The sequence below is a fragment of the Lysinibacillus xylanilyticus genome (assembly GCF_001708185.1).
In the GTDB taxonomy this organism is placed as follows: domain Bacteria; phylum Bacillota; class Bacilli; order Bacillales_A; family Planococcaceae; genus Lysinibacillus; species Lysinibacillus xylanilyticus_A.
In genome coordinates, this window is record NZ_MDDN01000005.1 from 80422 (window position 1) to 94716 (window position 14295).

Consider the following 14295-nt stretch of genomic DNA (forward strand, 5'->3'; position numbering starts at 1 on the left):
AAAATGGATAAATTTTGTAGTAATTATTGTTATATAACACAACAAACACAACTTAATACCTGTCGCAGTATGTATAAATTCCTCCAAAAATGCCGAGCACAGCATTGTACCCGGCATTTTAGAATTCCCTTATAATTTACATTCACCATCAGCACAAGTAGCTTCACCGTCGCCTACCATCTTTAAGACCGGCTGAATACCCGCTATCTCTGCCGCTTGATGCAAAGTTCGTACGAAAACCTCATTCAGCTCCGCCCCTTTAATTCCGTAACGATTTTCAAAAACAAAGAACGGTACACTTTCTACACCTAGCTGTTGAGCATCATATCGATCCTTATCAAAATCTTCACTGAAGTCCTTTGACGAAAGAACACTCTTCGCTATTTCAACATCTAAGTCTAAATCTTTTATGACTGTTAATAAAAATGTATCCTCATTTAAGTCTTTTCCTTCTGTAAAATAGCCACTCATAAGTGCCTCTGTATAGGCTCCCTCTTTGTCAAACTGCTTTGTCCACTTTGCCAATCGATGCGCTTTTTCAGTATGCGCTGTTTTCATATTTTGAAAATCGTAATGTAACCCAACCTCTTCAGCACGCATTGCTATACCCTTAGTTAGTTCCTTTACTTCTTCTAAAGTTGAATCATATTTTACAGCCATACTCTCATATAAAGCTGGCGCATTTTCCTTAGGCGTATCTAAACCAATTTGATATGCTTTGTATTCAATTTCTACTTGCCCTGTATAACCTGCTATGTCAATGGCACGTTCCAATTCTCGTTTGCCAATGTAGCAAAACGGACATGTAAAATCTGAGAAAACCTCAATTTTCATTTTCTACAACCCCTCTACAATATATCCATCCAAATTTTAATGGCCGTTGCTAAAATAAGCACCGCTAAACTGCCTTGTAAAACTTTTGTATTTAATTTTTTCCCTGCTTTTGCACCTAACGGGGCTGCTATTAAGCTAGCTACAATCATAATGAATGCAGGATAGTAATCAACTTGACCCGTCATCAATTTTCCAATTGTCCCACCTATTGAGGATATTAAGGTAATGGCAAGGCTTGTAGCGATTGTCATACGTGTTGGTATCCCTAATATCACTAGCATTATAGGTACTAACAAGAAGCCACCAGCTGCCCCAACAATCCCCGACCCAACACCAACAATAAACGCTAATATAGCTGCTATTGGCTTATTGAACGTTACTTCATCCAACGGCTTGTCGTCAATTTGCTTCTTAGGAATAAACATCATCACCGCGGCAATCAATGCCAACACACCATAAACGACGTTAACCCCCGCTTCTGATAAAAATTTGGAGCCATAACTACCAACGAAGCTTCCTACTAATATGGCACCACCCATATAAATAATCAGTGATTTATTTAAATAGCCACCTTTTCGATATGCCCATACCCCAGCAATAGAAGCAAAAAATACTTCTACTGCACTAATGCCTGATACCTCATGTGCCGAAAATGTAGCAAAACCAAATAAAGGCGGGATATATAATAACATTGGATATTTTATAATCGCCCCGCCAATCCCTAGCATTCCCGATATATATGAACCCACAAAGCCAATCAAAAATATTGTAATGACCCATGCCAAATCCATCTTTTTTCCTTCTTTCTAGCCACTCATCCCTACCAATATCAAATGAAAGGAGGGGTGTTCTAAACTTCAAACCGAAGAAACAACCCTCACTAGCCTTAAGCTTTTTGAATAAAGAATGTAATGACACCAGCCTCTTCACATTTATCTAAAATTGCATGACCGCCAGCTTTTGCCCAAGCAGGAATATCCGCCAAAGATCCCTTATCTGTTACTTGAACCTCTAAAATTTCACCTGAAGCCAATGTATCGATAGCTTTTTTTGTTTTCACTATAGGCATTGGACAAGATAAGCCCTTTGCATCTAAATGTAAGTTTGATTTCATATTTTTCTCCTTTGGAACAGCAAAGGTTGTAAACCATTTTGCCAGTTCTAATTGTTTTCACACAACTTTACAAAAATAGGATATAGCATATTATCGAACTGCACAGCGATTCGGACCAATTTCCATCTCTGTTTGCTCATCTTGCGCAGGGGTCAGCTTCCCCATATTTACTTGACGAATTTCTTGATAAGCATTTGGCTGCGGAGGCAAATGATCTGTCACAATGCTACGGAAATTAACTGCATCTTCAATATTTAAACCGTGATTTTCTGCAAATAATCGCCCGAGACGTTTTGCAACAGTCCCATCTCCATTTAATTCATCAATAATCATAAAATGAGCTGGTAAAACAATCAGTTCATCCGATAATTCTCTATATCGCTTGTAAAGTGTTTCGCGCAAATCACCCACCCAATTTTCAGCAAGACCCGCTAAATCAGGGCGTCCAATTGAATCAATAAATAAAATATCTCCGGTTAATAAATACTTGTTGTCCACAACGAATGACGTTGAACCAATTGTATGACCAGGTGAATAAATCGCTCCTACATCAATTTGGGATGCGCCAATTTGGACAGTTGTTCCATCAATTAAAGGTGCATAGTCAAACACAACCTCTTCTGCATCTTTTGGCGGTAAATAATACGTAGCACCAGTTGCAGCTGCGATATGGCGTCCCCCAGATATATGATCCGCATGCAAATGTGTATCAAATACATATTTAATTTTTACGTTTTTATCATCTGCAAAGCTTGTGAATGCGTCTGTAAAACGCACAGCATCGATAATAGCCGCTTCGCCACCAGAAATGACCATATAAGAAAGACAACCCTTCCCTAAACGAACAAATTGATAAAGCTCACCACCACCTGTTAAATCCCCTACTTTAATCGGTTCTAAATATTCACTCCACGTTTTCATTCCACCTGCTAAATAAGCAACTGTACGTCCTGCTTCTGATAGCATCTCAGCTACCATCATCGATGAACCTTCTTTCGCACAAACGACTAACACATCTTTATCCGTTGGAATCTCCGGTAAAATATCCTCGACACCATCTAAAAGCTCAAAATACGGAATATTAAGATACTCAAATTTACGCCCATCAATTTTCCAATCTTCGAATGCATCTGCATTTCGAACATCTAAAATAATTAACTCTTCATTGTTAATTACCTTTTCCGCCACTTGGGCTGCGCTCCATTTTAGAACTGACACTTCACTTACCCCCTGCAGTATTATTCTGTTGATTTTTTTAGCGGGTGTTTGGATACCCGCTAAAAGAAGTTAAATTAGAATGTTAATGATGGTGCTGCATCTTTAGCAAACTCCAAGAATGTCACCGCTCCCCCAACTTCGATACCATCAATAAAATCCTCTGTCGTTAAACCCATTACATCCATCGTCATTTGACACGCGATAAATTTCACGCCTAATTCCTGTGCCATTTCTACTAATTGCGAAATTGCTGGTACATTGGCTTTCGCAAAGCCTTCTGCATAATGCTCCGCCCCCGCAGGCATCGGCAATGCATACATTCCTTGTTTATGAATTAAATTCAACCCTTCGAATGTGAAGAAAATAGCCACTTCTTTCTCTGAAGCTGCCGCCGCAGTTGCAATATTAAACACCTTATACGCATCGAAAAGACCACCGTTACTTGCAATTATCGCTACTTTATTTGACATAATAAAATTCCTCCTAAATGTTTTTTATTAAAGTACCCTTCCAGGATGTCATACCTGGCAAAACGTTATATACCCTCGCAAAGCCATGTGCCGAGAGCCTTTGTGCAGCTAAATCACTGCGCTTCCCAGTTCGACAAATAACATAAATCTCTTGCTCTTTATCTAGCTCAGAAAGGCGTGCCTCCAGCTCCCCCATCGGTATAGACTTTGCTCCCTCAATATGACCAAAAGCAAATTCTACCTCCTCACGCGCATCAAGAATTAACCCTTCTCTTTTCGTGACTTGCTCTAACTCAATTGTGTGTTCAAACGTTTTTTCATCCAACATGTCATTTGAACATTTACGAATGTAATGCTTAAGCACATTTTCCTCTTCCACTGTCCCAATATATTGGTGACCCACAGTTTCAGCCCATGCAGTAAGATCCGCCTTTGAACCTTTATCTGTTGCTAACACCTCTAGAATTTGACCATCCACTAACTCAGCCATCATCTTCTTTGTTTTAACAATCGGCATCGGACAAGAAAAACCTTTGGCATCCAGCTGAAAATCCACCTTAATACTCATAACTTCCGCCCCTTAATACCTATATGGGTATTATTTTTACTAAAAAAATATAGCAAACGCTACTGATTCCCTTACTTTACTTCACCTTCCCAAGCGAGCATACCTCCTACCATATTAGATACATCAAAACCTCGGCTTTCTAAAAAACGAGTAGCATTACCACTGCGAACACCAGATCGACAGACTATAACATATGGTTCATTTTTATTCAGCTCATGCATCCGAAATTCAAGTAAGCCTAGTGGAACATGAATGATACCCGGAATATGTCCTGACTCCACTTCGTCTAATTCACGTACGTCAATTAAATTTAATGCCCGACCTTGTTCTATAACTTGTTGTACTTCCTTTGCTGAAATCTCTTTCATACTATTCTCCTCCTAATATGCGCTCATACCACCACGGACATTTGTTACACGCTCAAAACCCTGTTTTTTCAATCGCTTACACGCCTGACTACTACGCATGCCACTTTGGCAGATGACAATGATCTCTTTATCCTTTGGTAATTTGTCAAAGCTAGAACCGAGAGGAATATTTTTGAATTGCGGGATGTTTCGCCCCTTATATTCAGCCGGTGTGCGTACATCGATAAAAACTTTATCCTTGTCATTCAGTATATTTTTCAATTGTGCCGCTGAAATTGTCTTTACCCCTTTCGTTGGCTTCATTCGCCACACGAAGAATGCTATTACAACAGCAAGTATCACCCATGTTTCCAAGTAGTATCGCCTCCTCTCTTATACTATTTAGGGTATATAAAATTTATCTACTTTTCACGACTAGATCCATTGCCTCCTGGATGACTTCATTCATTTTTTCAGCATCCCCTTCAGCAGTCGTTACACAATCCAATAAATTTTCACTAACAATAACTCCAATAGTCCGATCAACCGCAGAACGCACGGCAGATAGCTGTGTAATCACATCTTTACAGTTTTCTTCTTCTTCCATCATGCGTAAGACACCACGCAGTTGACCTTCTATACGCTTCACTCGATTAGCTGTTTTTATACCGTAAGCCATACCGTTCACGCCCCCTTTCAAAACGATTGATTGCACTCGCTTACGAGATTTATAATATACCCCATTAGGTATATTGTCAACGTGAATGCTTGGACTTTTTGAAGCGCACGATCTGGAGAGTTCTTGTTCTATCTGTCGCTCCGCTACCTCTATCCGCTCTGAAGATTCTATCCGTCACCTTGCCACTTCTATCCGTCGCTCAACATCCCCAACAAAAAAAATCCCTGCCATGAGCCGTTACTCATAACAGGGAAATCCATTATTATTATTTTGCTAGCTGCATTGCCGGACCAAAGAATTCATAATGAATTTTTTCGTCTTTCACGCCAATTTCATGTAACTTTTTAATAACTGCTTCCATAAAACCAACAGGTCCACAAACGTAAACATCTGTATTATTGGCTACTTTTTCAGCTAATAATTCTGTTGTGATCAGTTTATCTTCATCTGAATATAACGCTGTATAAGTTGCATTTGGTAGTGCATTCACTTTCCCTTGAATATCATCACTAAATGCCACTACTTTTTCATTGCGCGCACATTGGATAAAGTTCACTTCATTAGCCGCATCATCTTTCAATGATTGCAACATACTGTTTAATGGTGTTACACCGATACCACCGCTAACAAATGTAATTGGAGCAGCAGTTTCTTCTAAAACAAATAGCCCTGCTGGAGCACTTACATCTACTAAATCTCCAACTTGTAATACGTCGTGAATAAAGTTTGATACTTTACCATTTGGTGTATGATCGCTTTCACGCTTCACTGAAATGCGATAGCCCTCTTCTGCACTCGCTTGTGAAAGTGTATATTGACGGTTCAATAAATACTCTTCGCCTGGTACTTTCACACGGATACTGATGTATTGACCTGGCTCATACGCTGGTAGAGGAGAACCATCTTCATTTTCAAAGTAAATAGATGTGACAAGATCACTTTCTACTACTTTTTTCGCCACTTTCAATGGTTTAAATAAACGCCATCCACCATTACCCTCAGCTTTTTGATAGAGCTCTTCTTCTACTTGAATAAAGATATCTGCAATGACACCATATGCTTCAGCCCAAGCATTAATGATGTCGTCTGTTGCCGCATCACCAAGCACTTCTTTAATTGCTTTCAATAAGTTTTCTCCAACAATTGGATAGTGCTCAGGTAAAATACCTAGACTACGGTGTTTATGAGCAATTAACATAACTGCCGGTAAAATAGCTTCTAAATTTTCAATATGAACTGCAGCAGCATAAACTGTGTTTGCTAACGCTGTTTGCTGACGACCTTTTTCTTGGTTTGTATGGTTAAAAATATTTAATAATTCCGGATGAGCTTGAAACATATTTCTGTAAAACGTCTTCGTAATCTCTACACCATGAACCTCTAATACAGGAACTGTTGCTTTAATAATTTGAACTGTTTCTTGTTTTAACATATCGCTTACCACCCTTTCGTGATTACAATATAACGCTATCAACACGTTAAAGCAATATATAAAATACATCTTTAACAAAATAGACATAATTGATGTATTATAAATACATCTTTAAAAAAGTATTGAATTTATTATACTTCAATGTAAAAATGCTATAATTATTTTGAACTATAGAAAGTAGGGTGTTCTTATGCGCTTAACTTTATACACAGATTATTCTCTTCGAACACTCATATATTTGGGTGCGAAGGATGAAGGCCAATTATCAACGATCCAAGAAATTTCGGATGCTTATAATATATCGAAAAACCACTTAATGAAGGTGACACACCAACTTGGGTTATTAGGCTATATTGAAACGATTCGTGGGCGCGGTGGCGGTATACGTCTAGCAATTGATCCAACAACTATCACAATTGGTGAAATAGTACGTCATACAGAAGAGGATTTTCATCTTGTCGAATGCTTTGATAAAGAAAATAATCTATGTAAAATTGCACCAGAATGTCAGCTAAAAGGCGTATTATATGAAGCACTACAAGCCTATTTAGCCGTCCTAGATCGCTATACACTTGATGATTTTTTACATTCGAAAGAGAAGTTGATGGCACTGTTGCTTGGCGAATAAAAATACCCGCACAACTCAAAGTTGGACGGGTATTTCTTTATTATAATGCCTTAGAAAAGAAAATCATATCTAGTGCACGAATTCCATTTTCATAGATTGGCTCTGGGTAATTACTGAAAAAATCTTTTTCAATTGCTTCCATACGAAAACCAGCTTTTTGATAGAAGGCAATATTATCAATACTAGAATTTGCAGTTCCAACTATTATCGTTTTATATCCCTGAGATCGACAAACTGTTGTTATATGTCGTAGTGCTTCTTTCCCAAGCCCTTTACCTTGATACTTCGGTACAATCGCAATATTTTTTAACTCAACTGTCGTATCAGACTGTTCAAGAAGTAACGCTACACCCGCTAACTGCTCGCCACATTTAATCTCATATAATTCACCATCATTTAAATATTCTCGAACAGCGACTTCACTTTCATCAGCTAATAATAATTGTGGTACATAGTCTTCCCGTACACCTTCCACTTTCTTTAAGGCTGTGCGATATCGAACAAAATCTTCGCGCTCAAAAACATTTAAAACACACGGCTGCTTTTCTTTAACCTCTAACCATGAATGCTCCTCAGGAAAATCCTTTTCTACTCCTAATTGAATAAAAGGCAACTTCTCCTGTGCCTTTTGCGAGCGAATATTGACCATTCTAGCGCCTGCAAAAACACGCTCTAGCCCTAACTCAAAAAATGCTATATCTAAAATGGCCATTTTAGATTGGAGATTGTAGCCTTTTCCCCAAAATTCATAGCCAAGCCATGAACCAATATGACAACTCTTTTTATTGTGATCAATAAACATTAACGCCGTCACACCAATAAGTTGTCCTTCTTCATCTAAAACAACACGAGGGACTGTCTTTCCAGCCTCTTCGTCCACACATTCACGTTTAATAAAGTTAATCGTATCTTCAACTTTGCCAACAGGTAACCCTAGTGCATCTCGAACCTGTGGCATGGAAGACAACGCATGCATTGCTTCAGCATATTTTATATCGTGTCTTACTAAAGTTACTGTCATATTCTATTCTCCTTTTACCGTAATTTCGCCTTATTGCATCGGATTTTTTGTATCATCCTCTACCGGCATATGAAGTTAAGTTATTATTCAGTTCAATTATACGTTAGCTGCCAGGACACACCGAAGCGATCCTGAACCCAGGCAAATTGCTTAGAAAATCCATAATTATCAAGTGGCATTAACGCCTGTCCACCTTCTAAAACTTGAGCTACAAGACTGCCGATTTCTTCAGCAGACTCACATTCCACATAAATAGATGTTGACGGCGTAAATGTAAAGTTATGCTTTATCACACTATCATTGACCATAATTTTCAAACCTTTTAAATGAAGAACAGCCATTGCAACCTGTTGTGAGTTTTCCATATAAGTTAAGCTTTCTATCTGTAAATCAGAAAACCACTGTTGATACTGCTGAATAGCCTCATCGGCTTGTCCCTGAAACATTAAAAATGTAGTGGCACTTTTCATTTATTAATCTCTCCCTCGTATTTTGAAATCCATTGTGCTGGTGTCATTTTTGAAACAAGCTCTCCAATTAATTCATACGGAATAGTTTTAGTGCTTGTAAAACGAATACAACTTTTCCCCATATTGAGCTTTGTTGGTACTCGTTTCGCATATTCCTCTTGGAACCAAGAGAGCAACGCTGGATCTGAATAAATACCCATATGATAAACCGCAATATGACGTTTTTGTGTAGCTAGGCTTATAAAGGGTAACGGAGTATTCGGTGTGCAATGATAACCCTTCGGATACGTTGATAAAGGGACAACGTAGCTGATCATGTCATAATTCATACTTTCTTCAAAACCTTCTGGTAAGTTACTTTCGACCACATCCACAAGTTTGGCAAAACTCTCTCGCCATTTTTCATCTACTTGTTCAATATATGTGTTTTTCATACTCTGCCCTCTCTTCAACATAGTATTAGTGCTACCTGATGAACCTTCACACTACGCGATAAATTAAATGATAGGATGACCAATTTACATTGAATTTAGCATCGTCAATAGGTCACCTCAAACATCCTAAAGACCATTCGTCATTTACGCCTTACCCTCTGCTTTTGCCTTACGATACAATTTCTTTGTTTTGTAGCCTAATCTTATAATTTCACGCATTTCCCCCAAGCGTGCTACCTGTGTTTCTTCCTTTTTCGCACTATAAATATAACGAGCCCAGTCCTTTTGATAGCCTGGTGTTAATCCATCGTAAAATGCTAAATCATCTGGATGTTCTGCAAGTGAATTACGCAATGGAGGAACCATACTTTCATAGTCACTTACGCACTGACTACTGGCGGTTTTTTTCTTACCTCGCCCCTTGCCATCTTTCTTGATGCTCAATATAGAGAACGTCTCATCTAACGACATAAGACTTGCAAATTTATAATCACTGCCTACAATATATTTTTCATCGTCCACTTGAATAGCCGGGAAAATCTCATCCCGATGGATAAACTGTTCATATTTCTTATTTCCCTTTTTCGGATAAACAAAAAATAAATAGCCCTGTTCTGTGAGCGTGTTTAACTCTAATGCATTTTGTAAGTACGTTACCATTTCGTCAATATTAAACACAAAAGCAATAATACGATCATATGGCATTTCCCCTGATTGAGAAACCCCCTCTAGTATCAAATCCTGTGGCTGATGATGAATTGCAATGGATAATCCATCCTTAAGTTTAAATTTCTTTTGCATAGCTTTGGCCCTCTTCTAATTTTCCTCTTGGTTTTGATAGTATAGCTGATTTAGTGAAATTTTCGCACCAAAAAACGCTCGAACATTTTCTCGAGCGTTTGAGATTTACTTTATTTTTATAGTGGCCACTATTCCTTTAATAATCGGAATAGCTGTTCCAATCAGCACTATTGGTAGGAACCACCACCCTAGAGACGCTGCCTCTCCTAGAGAAATACGCACCATTTGGAATGATATAGCTGCAAATAAAATTAGGCAGAAGTTTTTTAATTCGTTTAACATTTTGCGGCTATTCAAATAAAATGCCTCTACATTTCTTTCGTTTAAGCGCGCTGGGTAATTATGCATATGCGGGGCTTTTTCGAGTAAACCTAGGAAAATCCATAGAAAAATTCCGATAAACGGAAGTATGAATAATTCTATTTTTGAGCCCCAACGATCAACTTCTCCTGCACCATTAAAATGACCTGGAATCTCTTTAGGTAATTTGCCCCACATGACAAAAATATAAAAAATGGATAGCACAAATAACCCGCCACCAATACAGTCCCATATCTTTTCATATTTTGTTTTTGGTAATTTTAAAATAGGTCTATACATCTTCCCACACCCCCGCTTACTTCTTTATTCATTCTGCGTTGCTATCGCTTATCAAGTTTCAAATTTACGAAAATTGTCATAATTAAAAATGTTTTATCGGTAATTATCCGCTTCCACTAACAGCAAAACGGCAATTTATTCTGCTTTTTTTATTATTCTAACTACAACTTACTTCCTTTTTTAATACTATTGATCAATGTGAAAATACTCATAATACTTTGTAAAATTCATATAATCTGATATAAATGGTATATATACATATTTCAAATTTTTGTAACATTTCTACTAAATTACTGAGAAAGGGAACTACAACTATGCGATTTACAATCTATAAGAAATTAATACTCGCTTTTTTTATTGTTATTTTAGTGTTGGTCGGCACAATCGGATTAAATATCAAACAACTTAATTCCGTAAACGAGACGTATCGTTTGTTACTCGAAGAACAAACAACTAAATCTCTTAGTATTCAAGAACTACAAGTGATTGCTAAACAAGAAATTGTAAGTATGAGGGGTTATCTATTACTTGGGGATAAACACAATCTTCAAAGTAATACAGAGTCACGTGAAGAATTTAAAAAGAAATATGATGAATTAATGGCATCATTCGATTCTAAAAAATCTATTGAATTATTAGAGGCTATCCATAAAAGTGAGCAAGATGTCCAACGGTTCGCAGATCGCATGTTTTCATTAAGGGCTGCCGGAGAAACAGAGAAATATGAAAAACTGGATAGCACACAAGGCCGCCTTATTATTAAACAATTTGACGAACGCGTAGAAAACCTTGCCGACTATCAAGAAGAATATATAGCAGGGAATATCGCTGCTACATCAAAAGAGATAGAAGCCATTAAATCCCAAATGATTATTCTTGGCGTGTTTGCTGTTGTCCTTAGTCTGATCATTGCTATTGTCATAGGAAGACTTATTTCCCGCCCTATTAAAGGTATGGCAAAGACTGCTAAAAAGATTGCTGAGGGCGATTTAACAGCTGAACAAATTCACATAAAAAATCGAGATGAAGTGGGTGATTTAGCGCTTGCCTTTAATCAAATGGCGCTAAATTTAAAGGATCTTATTACAAATGTACGTCATAACACCGTGCAGGTAAGTGGCTCTGCTGCTGAGTTAACCGCAAGTGCCGAGCAAACAATCCAAGCAACAGAACAAATTACTTCCTCCATACAAGAAGTTGCAAGTGGCTCCGAAGCTCAAGGCAAAAATGCTACTGAGAGCTCAGAGGCTATGAAAAATATGACAAAAGGCATTCAACAATTAGCTACAACCACAGCTGCCGTTTCTGAACTGGCTATAGAAACAAATACAGAAGCTTACAAAGGGAATGAATCACTACACCGTGTGATTGCACAGATGGACACAATTAATTCAGCAGTTTTAGAATCTGCTAGCGTTGTGAAAAATTTAGGAAATCATTCCGTTGAAATCGGAAATATTATTGGCCTCATTACGGATATCGCGGAGCAAACAAATTTACTAGCACTGAATGCTGCAATTGAAGCAGCTCGCGCAGGGGAACACGGTCGTGGCTTTGCTGTAGTTGCCGAAGAAGTAAAGAAATTAGCGGATCAATCCAAGCAATCTGCTGAACAAATTGCCAGTCTGATTTCAGAAATACAACGAGAGACAAATCGTGCAGTTACCGTAATGGATAATGGAACACAAGAGGTTCAAATAGGTATGCAAGTTGTAAACGTGGCTGAAGAAGGCTTTTCAAAAATCGTTGACCTGATCGCACAAGTATCCAATCAAATTCAAGAGGCAACGACAGTTTCTGAAGAAATGTCATCAAGTGCTGAGCAAATTTATGCATCCTTCGATGAAATTGCAATCATTGCACAAACGTCCTCTTCAAATCTACAAAATGTAGCTTCTGCTTCTGAAGAACAACTAGCAACTATTGAAGAAGTTGCCGCTTCTGCTGCTACATTATCAAACATGGCCGAAGAATTACAAACACAGGTTTCACGTTTTAAGGTGGAGTAAAAATGATAAGAGTAAGTGAAACTCCCCTTTCAGCAAAGCTTAACATTAACGACCTTAACCTAAATTTATTAACGAAATAATAGCATTAATTTCAAAACTGTTAAAATCCATTTTTTCAGGTATTCAAGCATAATTTGATAATTCAAATGAACTCTAAGAAACTTGATTAATCTATCTTGTTTTTTCTCTAAAAAGGGAGAGGAAATATGATGCCTCTCCCTTCTATATTATTTTTATCTACTTCTTATGTCATTTCATGCTCAATTACGAAACCAACTTGATACACCATTGAGATACTACGGGAAGATGCGCCCATCAACTGTTCAGGTGCCAAGGAATCCGCTTAGGAAAAGCCGCTTATTTGTACTTTTCACTTAACGTTTGTAGCATTTCAATTACTGCTGCTTCCTCACTTGATACTTGTAAGGACGCAAGCTCACGCACTTTATGCTCACCTACACAAACACTTTCTTTGGCCTTTACAAACATAGACGCATCATTCGCGTCATTACCAAATGCAATGAAATCACGTTCAGCAATACCTAGCTTCGTTAAACCATTCCATTTATCTATGCCATTTGGGCTCATATCTACAATATTTTCTGATGTATGTTCATATATCGAGATTGGTAACATCTTTAACTCTACTAATAGTTCATTTAGATGCTCTCCAGGAAATAATACAATTTTCACTATATCCTTAAGGTCCTGTAACGCTACTTTTCTTGCAAGCTTTAACGGATCTAAATTTTGATAAATTGGATGTGCCTCACTACCTGTATATGCATAATCCCAATCACCATCTACTAAATACGGCAGTTGGTATGCTGAAATAATGTTTTGAATCGCTTCTACTATTTCTGCCTCAAATGCTGTTACCTCAAGTGTTTCGCCATTTCGTGCAACAAATGCCCCATTTCCCCCGACCATTGGAAATTGACGCATTGTTTCAGGTAATACCGGCAATAAATCACGAATTGGACGAGCTGATGCAAAGATGATTTCATGCCCATTCTCTATACAAGCTTCTAGAGTACTAGTAATTCCCTCACTTAATGGTTGTCCCTTAAAACAAATCGTACCGTCTAAATCAAATACAAATTTCATAGTCACACCTTCTTTCTAAACTGTTAATTACCTAAATATTATCTCATAAATTTTTACATTTATTGCGAAAAATATCGATTATTATCATAACGTGGGATTGATTTCCGTTCCGGCTGGGCGCTTTGTTGCTGTCGCTTCGCTTTCGCACAGATAAAACCTTGTTGCTGTCGCTTCGCTTTCGCACAGATAAAACCTTGTTGCTGTCGCTTCGCTTTCGCACAGATAAAACCTTGTTGCTGTCGCTTCGCTTTCGCGCAGATAAAACATTGTTGCTGTCGCTTCGCTTTCGCACAGATAAAACCTTGTTGCTGTCGCTTCGCTTTCGCACAGATAAAACCTTGTTGCTGTCGCTTCGCTTTCGCACAGATAAAACCTTGTTGCTGTCGCTTCGCTTTCGCGCAGAGCAGAGCTTCCTGGGGGCGTCCGATGAGCCGCTTGGGCCAAAAGGATGTTGGTCACGAAGGCGTTATCACAGGACGTGATGTTTTTAGCCTTCGTTCCTCTATTCGCTGATCCCCAAGGAGTCGCCAAGTCTCCACTCCAATCAACCTATATACATGGCA

At 38.2% G+C, this 14295-nt stretch carries 19 protein-coding genes; 2 read left to right on the forward strand and 17 right to left on the reverse strand.

Translation table 11 applies throughout. The annotated features are described in order from the left end of the window. Positions 1–129: 129 nt before the first annotated feature. The 10 genes from BFJ97_RS12300 to hmpA all read right to left on the reverse strand — a co-directional run bounded on the left by BFJ97_RS12300 (position 130) and on the right by hmpA (position 6662). Positions 130–834, reverse strand: coding sequence for a DsbA family oxidoreductase (locus BFJ97_RS12300; RefSeq protein WP_068984951.1), 705 nt, complete (start codon positions 832–834; stop codon positions 130–132). Between the two features lie 14 nt (positions 835–848). Then, positions 849–1625 carry a sulfite exporter TauE/SafE family protein gene (locus BFJ97_RS12305; RefSeq protein WP_068984952.1) on the reverse strand — a complete coding sequence of 259 codons (777 nt, stop codon included), beginning with the start codon at positions 1623–1625 and terminating at the stop codon, positions 849–851. 95 nt (positions 1626–1720) lie between these two features. Beyond that, complete coding sequence (locus tag BFJ97_RS12310; RefSeq protein WP_068984953.1) at positions 1721–1948, reverse strand: sulfurtransferase TusA family protein; 228 nt, start codon at positions 1946–1948, stop codon at positions 1721–1723. 90 nt (positions 1949–2038) lie between these two features. Next, positions 2039–3166 carry an MBL fold metallo-hydrolase gene (locus BFJ97_RS12315; protein ID WP_068984954.1) on the reverse strand — a complete coding sequence of 376 codons (1128 nt, stop codon included), beginning with the start codon at positions 3164–3166 and terminating at the stop codon, positions 2039–2041. Between the two features lie 74 nt (positions 3167–3240). Further along, positions 3241–3636: a DsrE/DsrF/DrsH-like family protein gene (locus BFJ97_RS12320; RefSeq protein ID WP_068984955.1), complete on the reverse strand. Its 396-nt coding sequence runs from the start codon at positions 3634–3636 to the stop codon at positions 3241–3243. A 13-nt stretch (positions 3637–3649) separates the two neighbouring features. Beyond that, positions 3650–4204: a sulfurtransferase TusA family protein gene (locus BFJ97_RS12325; RefSeq protein WP_068984956.1), complete on the reverse strand. Its 555-nt coding sequence runs from the start codon at positions 4202–4204 to the stop codon at positions 3650–3652. Between the two features lie 71 nt (positions 4205–4275). Then, a complete protein-coding gene (locus BFJ97_RS12330; protein ID WP_068984957.1) occupies positions 4276–4572 on the reverse strand; it encodes a rhodanese-like domain-containing protein in 297 nt (98 codons plus the stop codon). Between the two features lie 12 nt (positions 4573–4584). Further along, positions 4585–4875, reverse strand: coding sequence for a rhodanese-like domain-containing protein (locus tag BFJ97_RS12335; RefSeq protein WP_375200830.1), 291 nt, complete (start codon positions 4873–4875; stop codon positions 4585–4587). 94 nt (positions 4876–4969) lie between these two features. Beyond that, positions 4970–5230 carry a metal-sensitive transcriptional regulator gene (locus tag BFJ97_RS12340; RefSeq protein ID WP_068984959.1) on the reverse strand — a complete coding sequence of 87 codons (261 nt, stop codon included), beginning with the start codon at positions 5228–5230 and terminating at the stop codon, positions 4970–4972. A gap of 265 nt (positions 5231–5495) precedes the next feature. Then, entirely contained in the window at positions 5496–6662 is a 1167-nt protein-coding gene (gene hmpA, locus BFJ97_RS12345; protein ID WP_068984960.1) for an NO-inducible flavohemoprotein, read from the reverse strand. A 190-nt stretch (positions 6663–6852) separates the two neighbouring features. On the opposite strand from hmpA, the gene BFJ97_RS12350 reads away from it, so the two are divergent. Beyond that, a complete protein-coding gene (locus tag BFJ97_RS12350; RefSeq protein ID WP_068984961.1) occupies positions 6853–7290 on the forward strand; it encodes an Rrf2 family transcriptional regulator in 438 nt (145 codons plus the stop codon). Positions 7291–7330: 40 nt separating this feature from the next. Here the strand turns inward: BFJ97_RS12350 and BFJ97_RS12355 are convergent, their stop codons facing one another. The 5 genes from BFJ97_RS12355 to BFJ97_RS12375 all read right to left on the reverse strand — a co-directional run bounded on the left by BFJ97_RS12355 (position 7331) and on the right by BFJ97_RS12375 (position 10616). Then, positions 7331–8311: a GNAT family N-acetyltransferase gene (locus BFJ97_RS12355; protein ID WP_068984962.1), complete on the reverse strand. Its 981-nt coding sequence runs from the start codon at positions 8309–8311 to the stop codon at positions 7331–7333. A gap of 92 nt (positions 8312–8403) precedes the next feature. Then, positions 8404–8781, reverse strand: a complete 378-nt coding sequence (locus BFJ97_RS12360; protein ID WP_068984963.1) for a VOC family protein — start codon at positions 8779–8781, stop codon at positions 8404–8406. Continuing rightward, positions 8778–9215 (reverse strand): DUF1801 domain-containing protein, encoded by a 438-nt coding sequence (locus BFJ97_RS12365; RefSeq protein ID WP_068984964.1) that lies wholly within the window; start codon positions 9213–9215, stop codon positions 8778–8780. Before BFJ97_RS12365 ends, BFJ97_RS12360 begins: the two co-directional genes overlap by 4 nt. Before the next feature lie 144 nt (positions 9216–9359). Continuing rightward, complete coding sequence (locus tag BFJ97_RS12370; RefSeq protein ID WP_068984965.1) at positions 9360–10016, reverse strand: YdeI/OmpD-associated family protein; 657 nt, start codon at positions 10014–10016, stop codon at positions 9360–9362. Between the two features lie 105 nt (positions 10017–10121). After that, the gene (locus BFJ97_RS12375) at positions 10122–10616 is read right to left on the reverse strand and encodes a DUF1648 domain-containing protein (protein WP_068984966.1); all 495 of its coding nucleotides are present in this window, start codon (positions 10614–10616) and stop codon (positions 10122–10124) included. 314 nt (positions 10617–10930) lie between these two features. Between BFJ97_RS12375 and BFJ97_RS12380 the strand changes: the two genes are divergently transcribed. Continuing rightward, entirely contained in the window at positions 10931–12625 is a 1695-nt protein-coding gene (locus BFJ97_RS12380) for a methyl-accepting chemotaxis protein (RefSeq protein WP_068984967.1), read from the forward strand. A 357-nt stretch (positions 12626–12982) separates the two neighbouring features. Here BFJ97_RS12380 and BFJ97_RS12385 read toward each other — a convergent pair whose 3' ends face one another. Beyond that, positions 12983–13732, reverse strand: coding sequence for an HAD-IIB family hydrolase (locus BFJ97_RS12385; RefSeq protein ID WP_068984968.1), 750 nt, complete (start codon positions 13730–13732; stop codon positions 12983–12985). 84 nt (positions 13733–13816) lie between these two features. Beyond that, on the reverse strand, positions 13817–14263 hold the full coding sequence (locus BFJ97_RS12390; RefSeq protein WP_068984969.1) for a hypothetical protein: 447 nt from the start codon (positions 14261–14263) through the stop codon (positions 13817–13819). Positions 14264–14295: the final 32 nt, after the last annotated feature.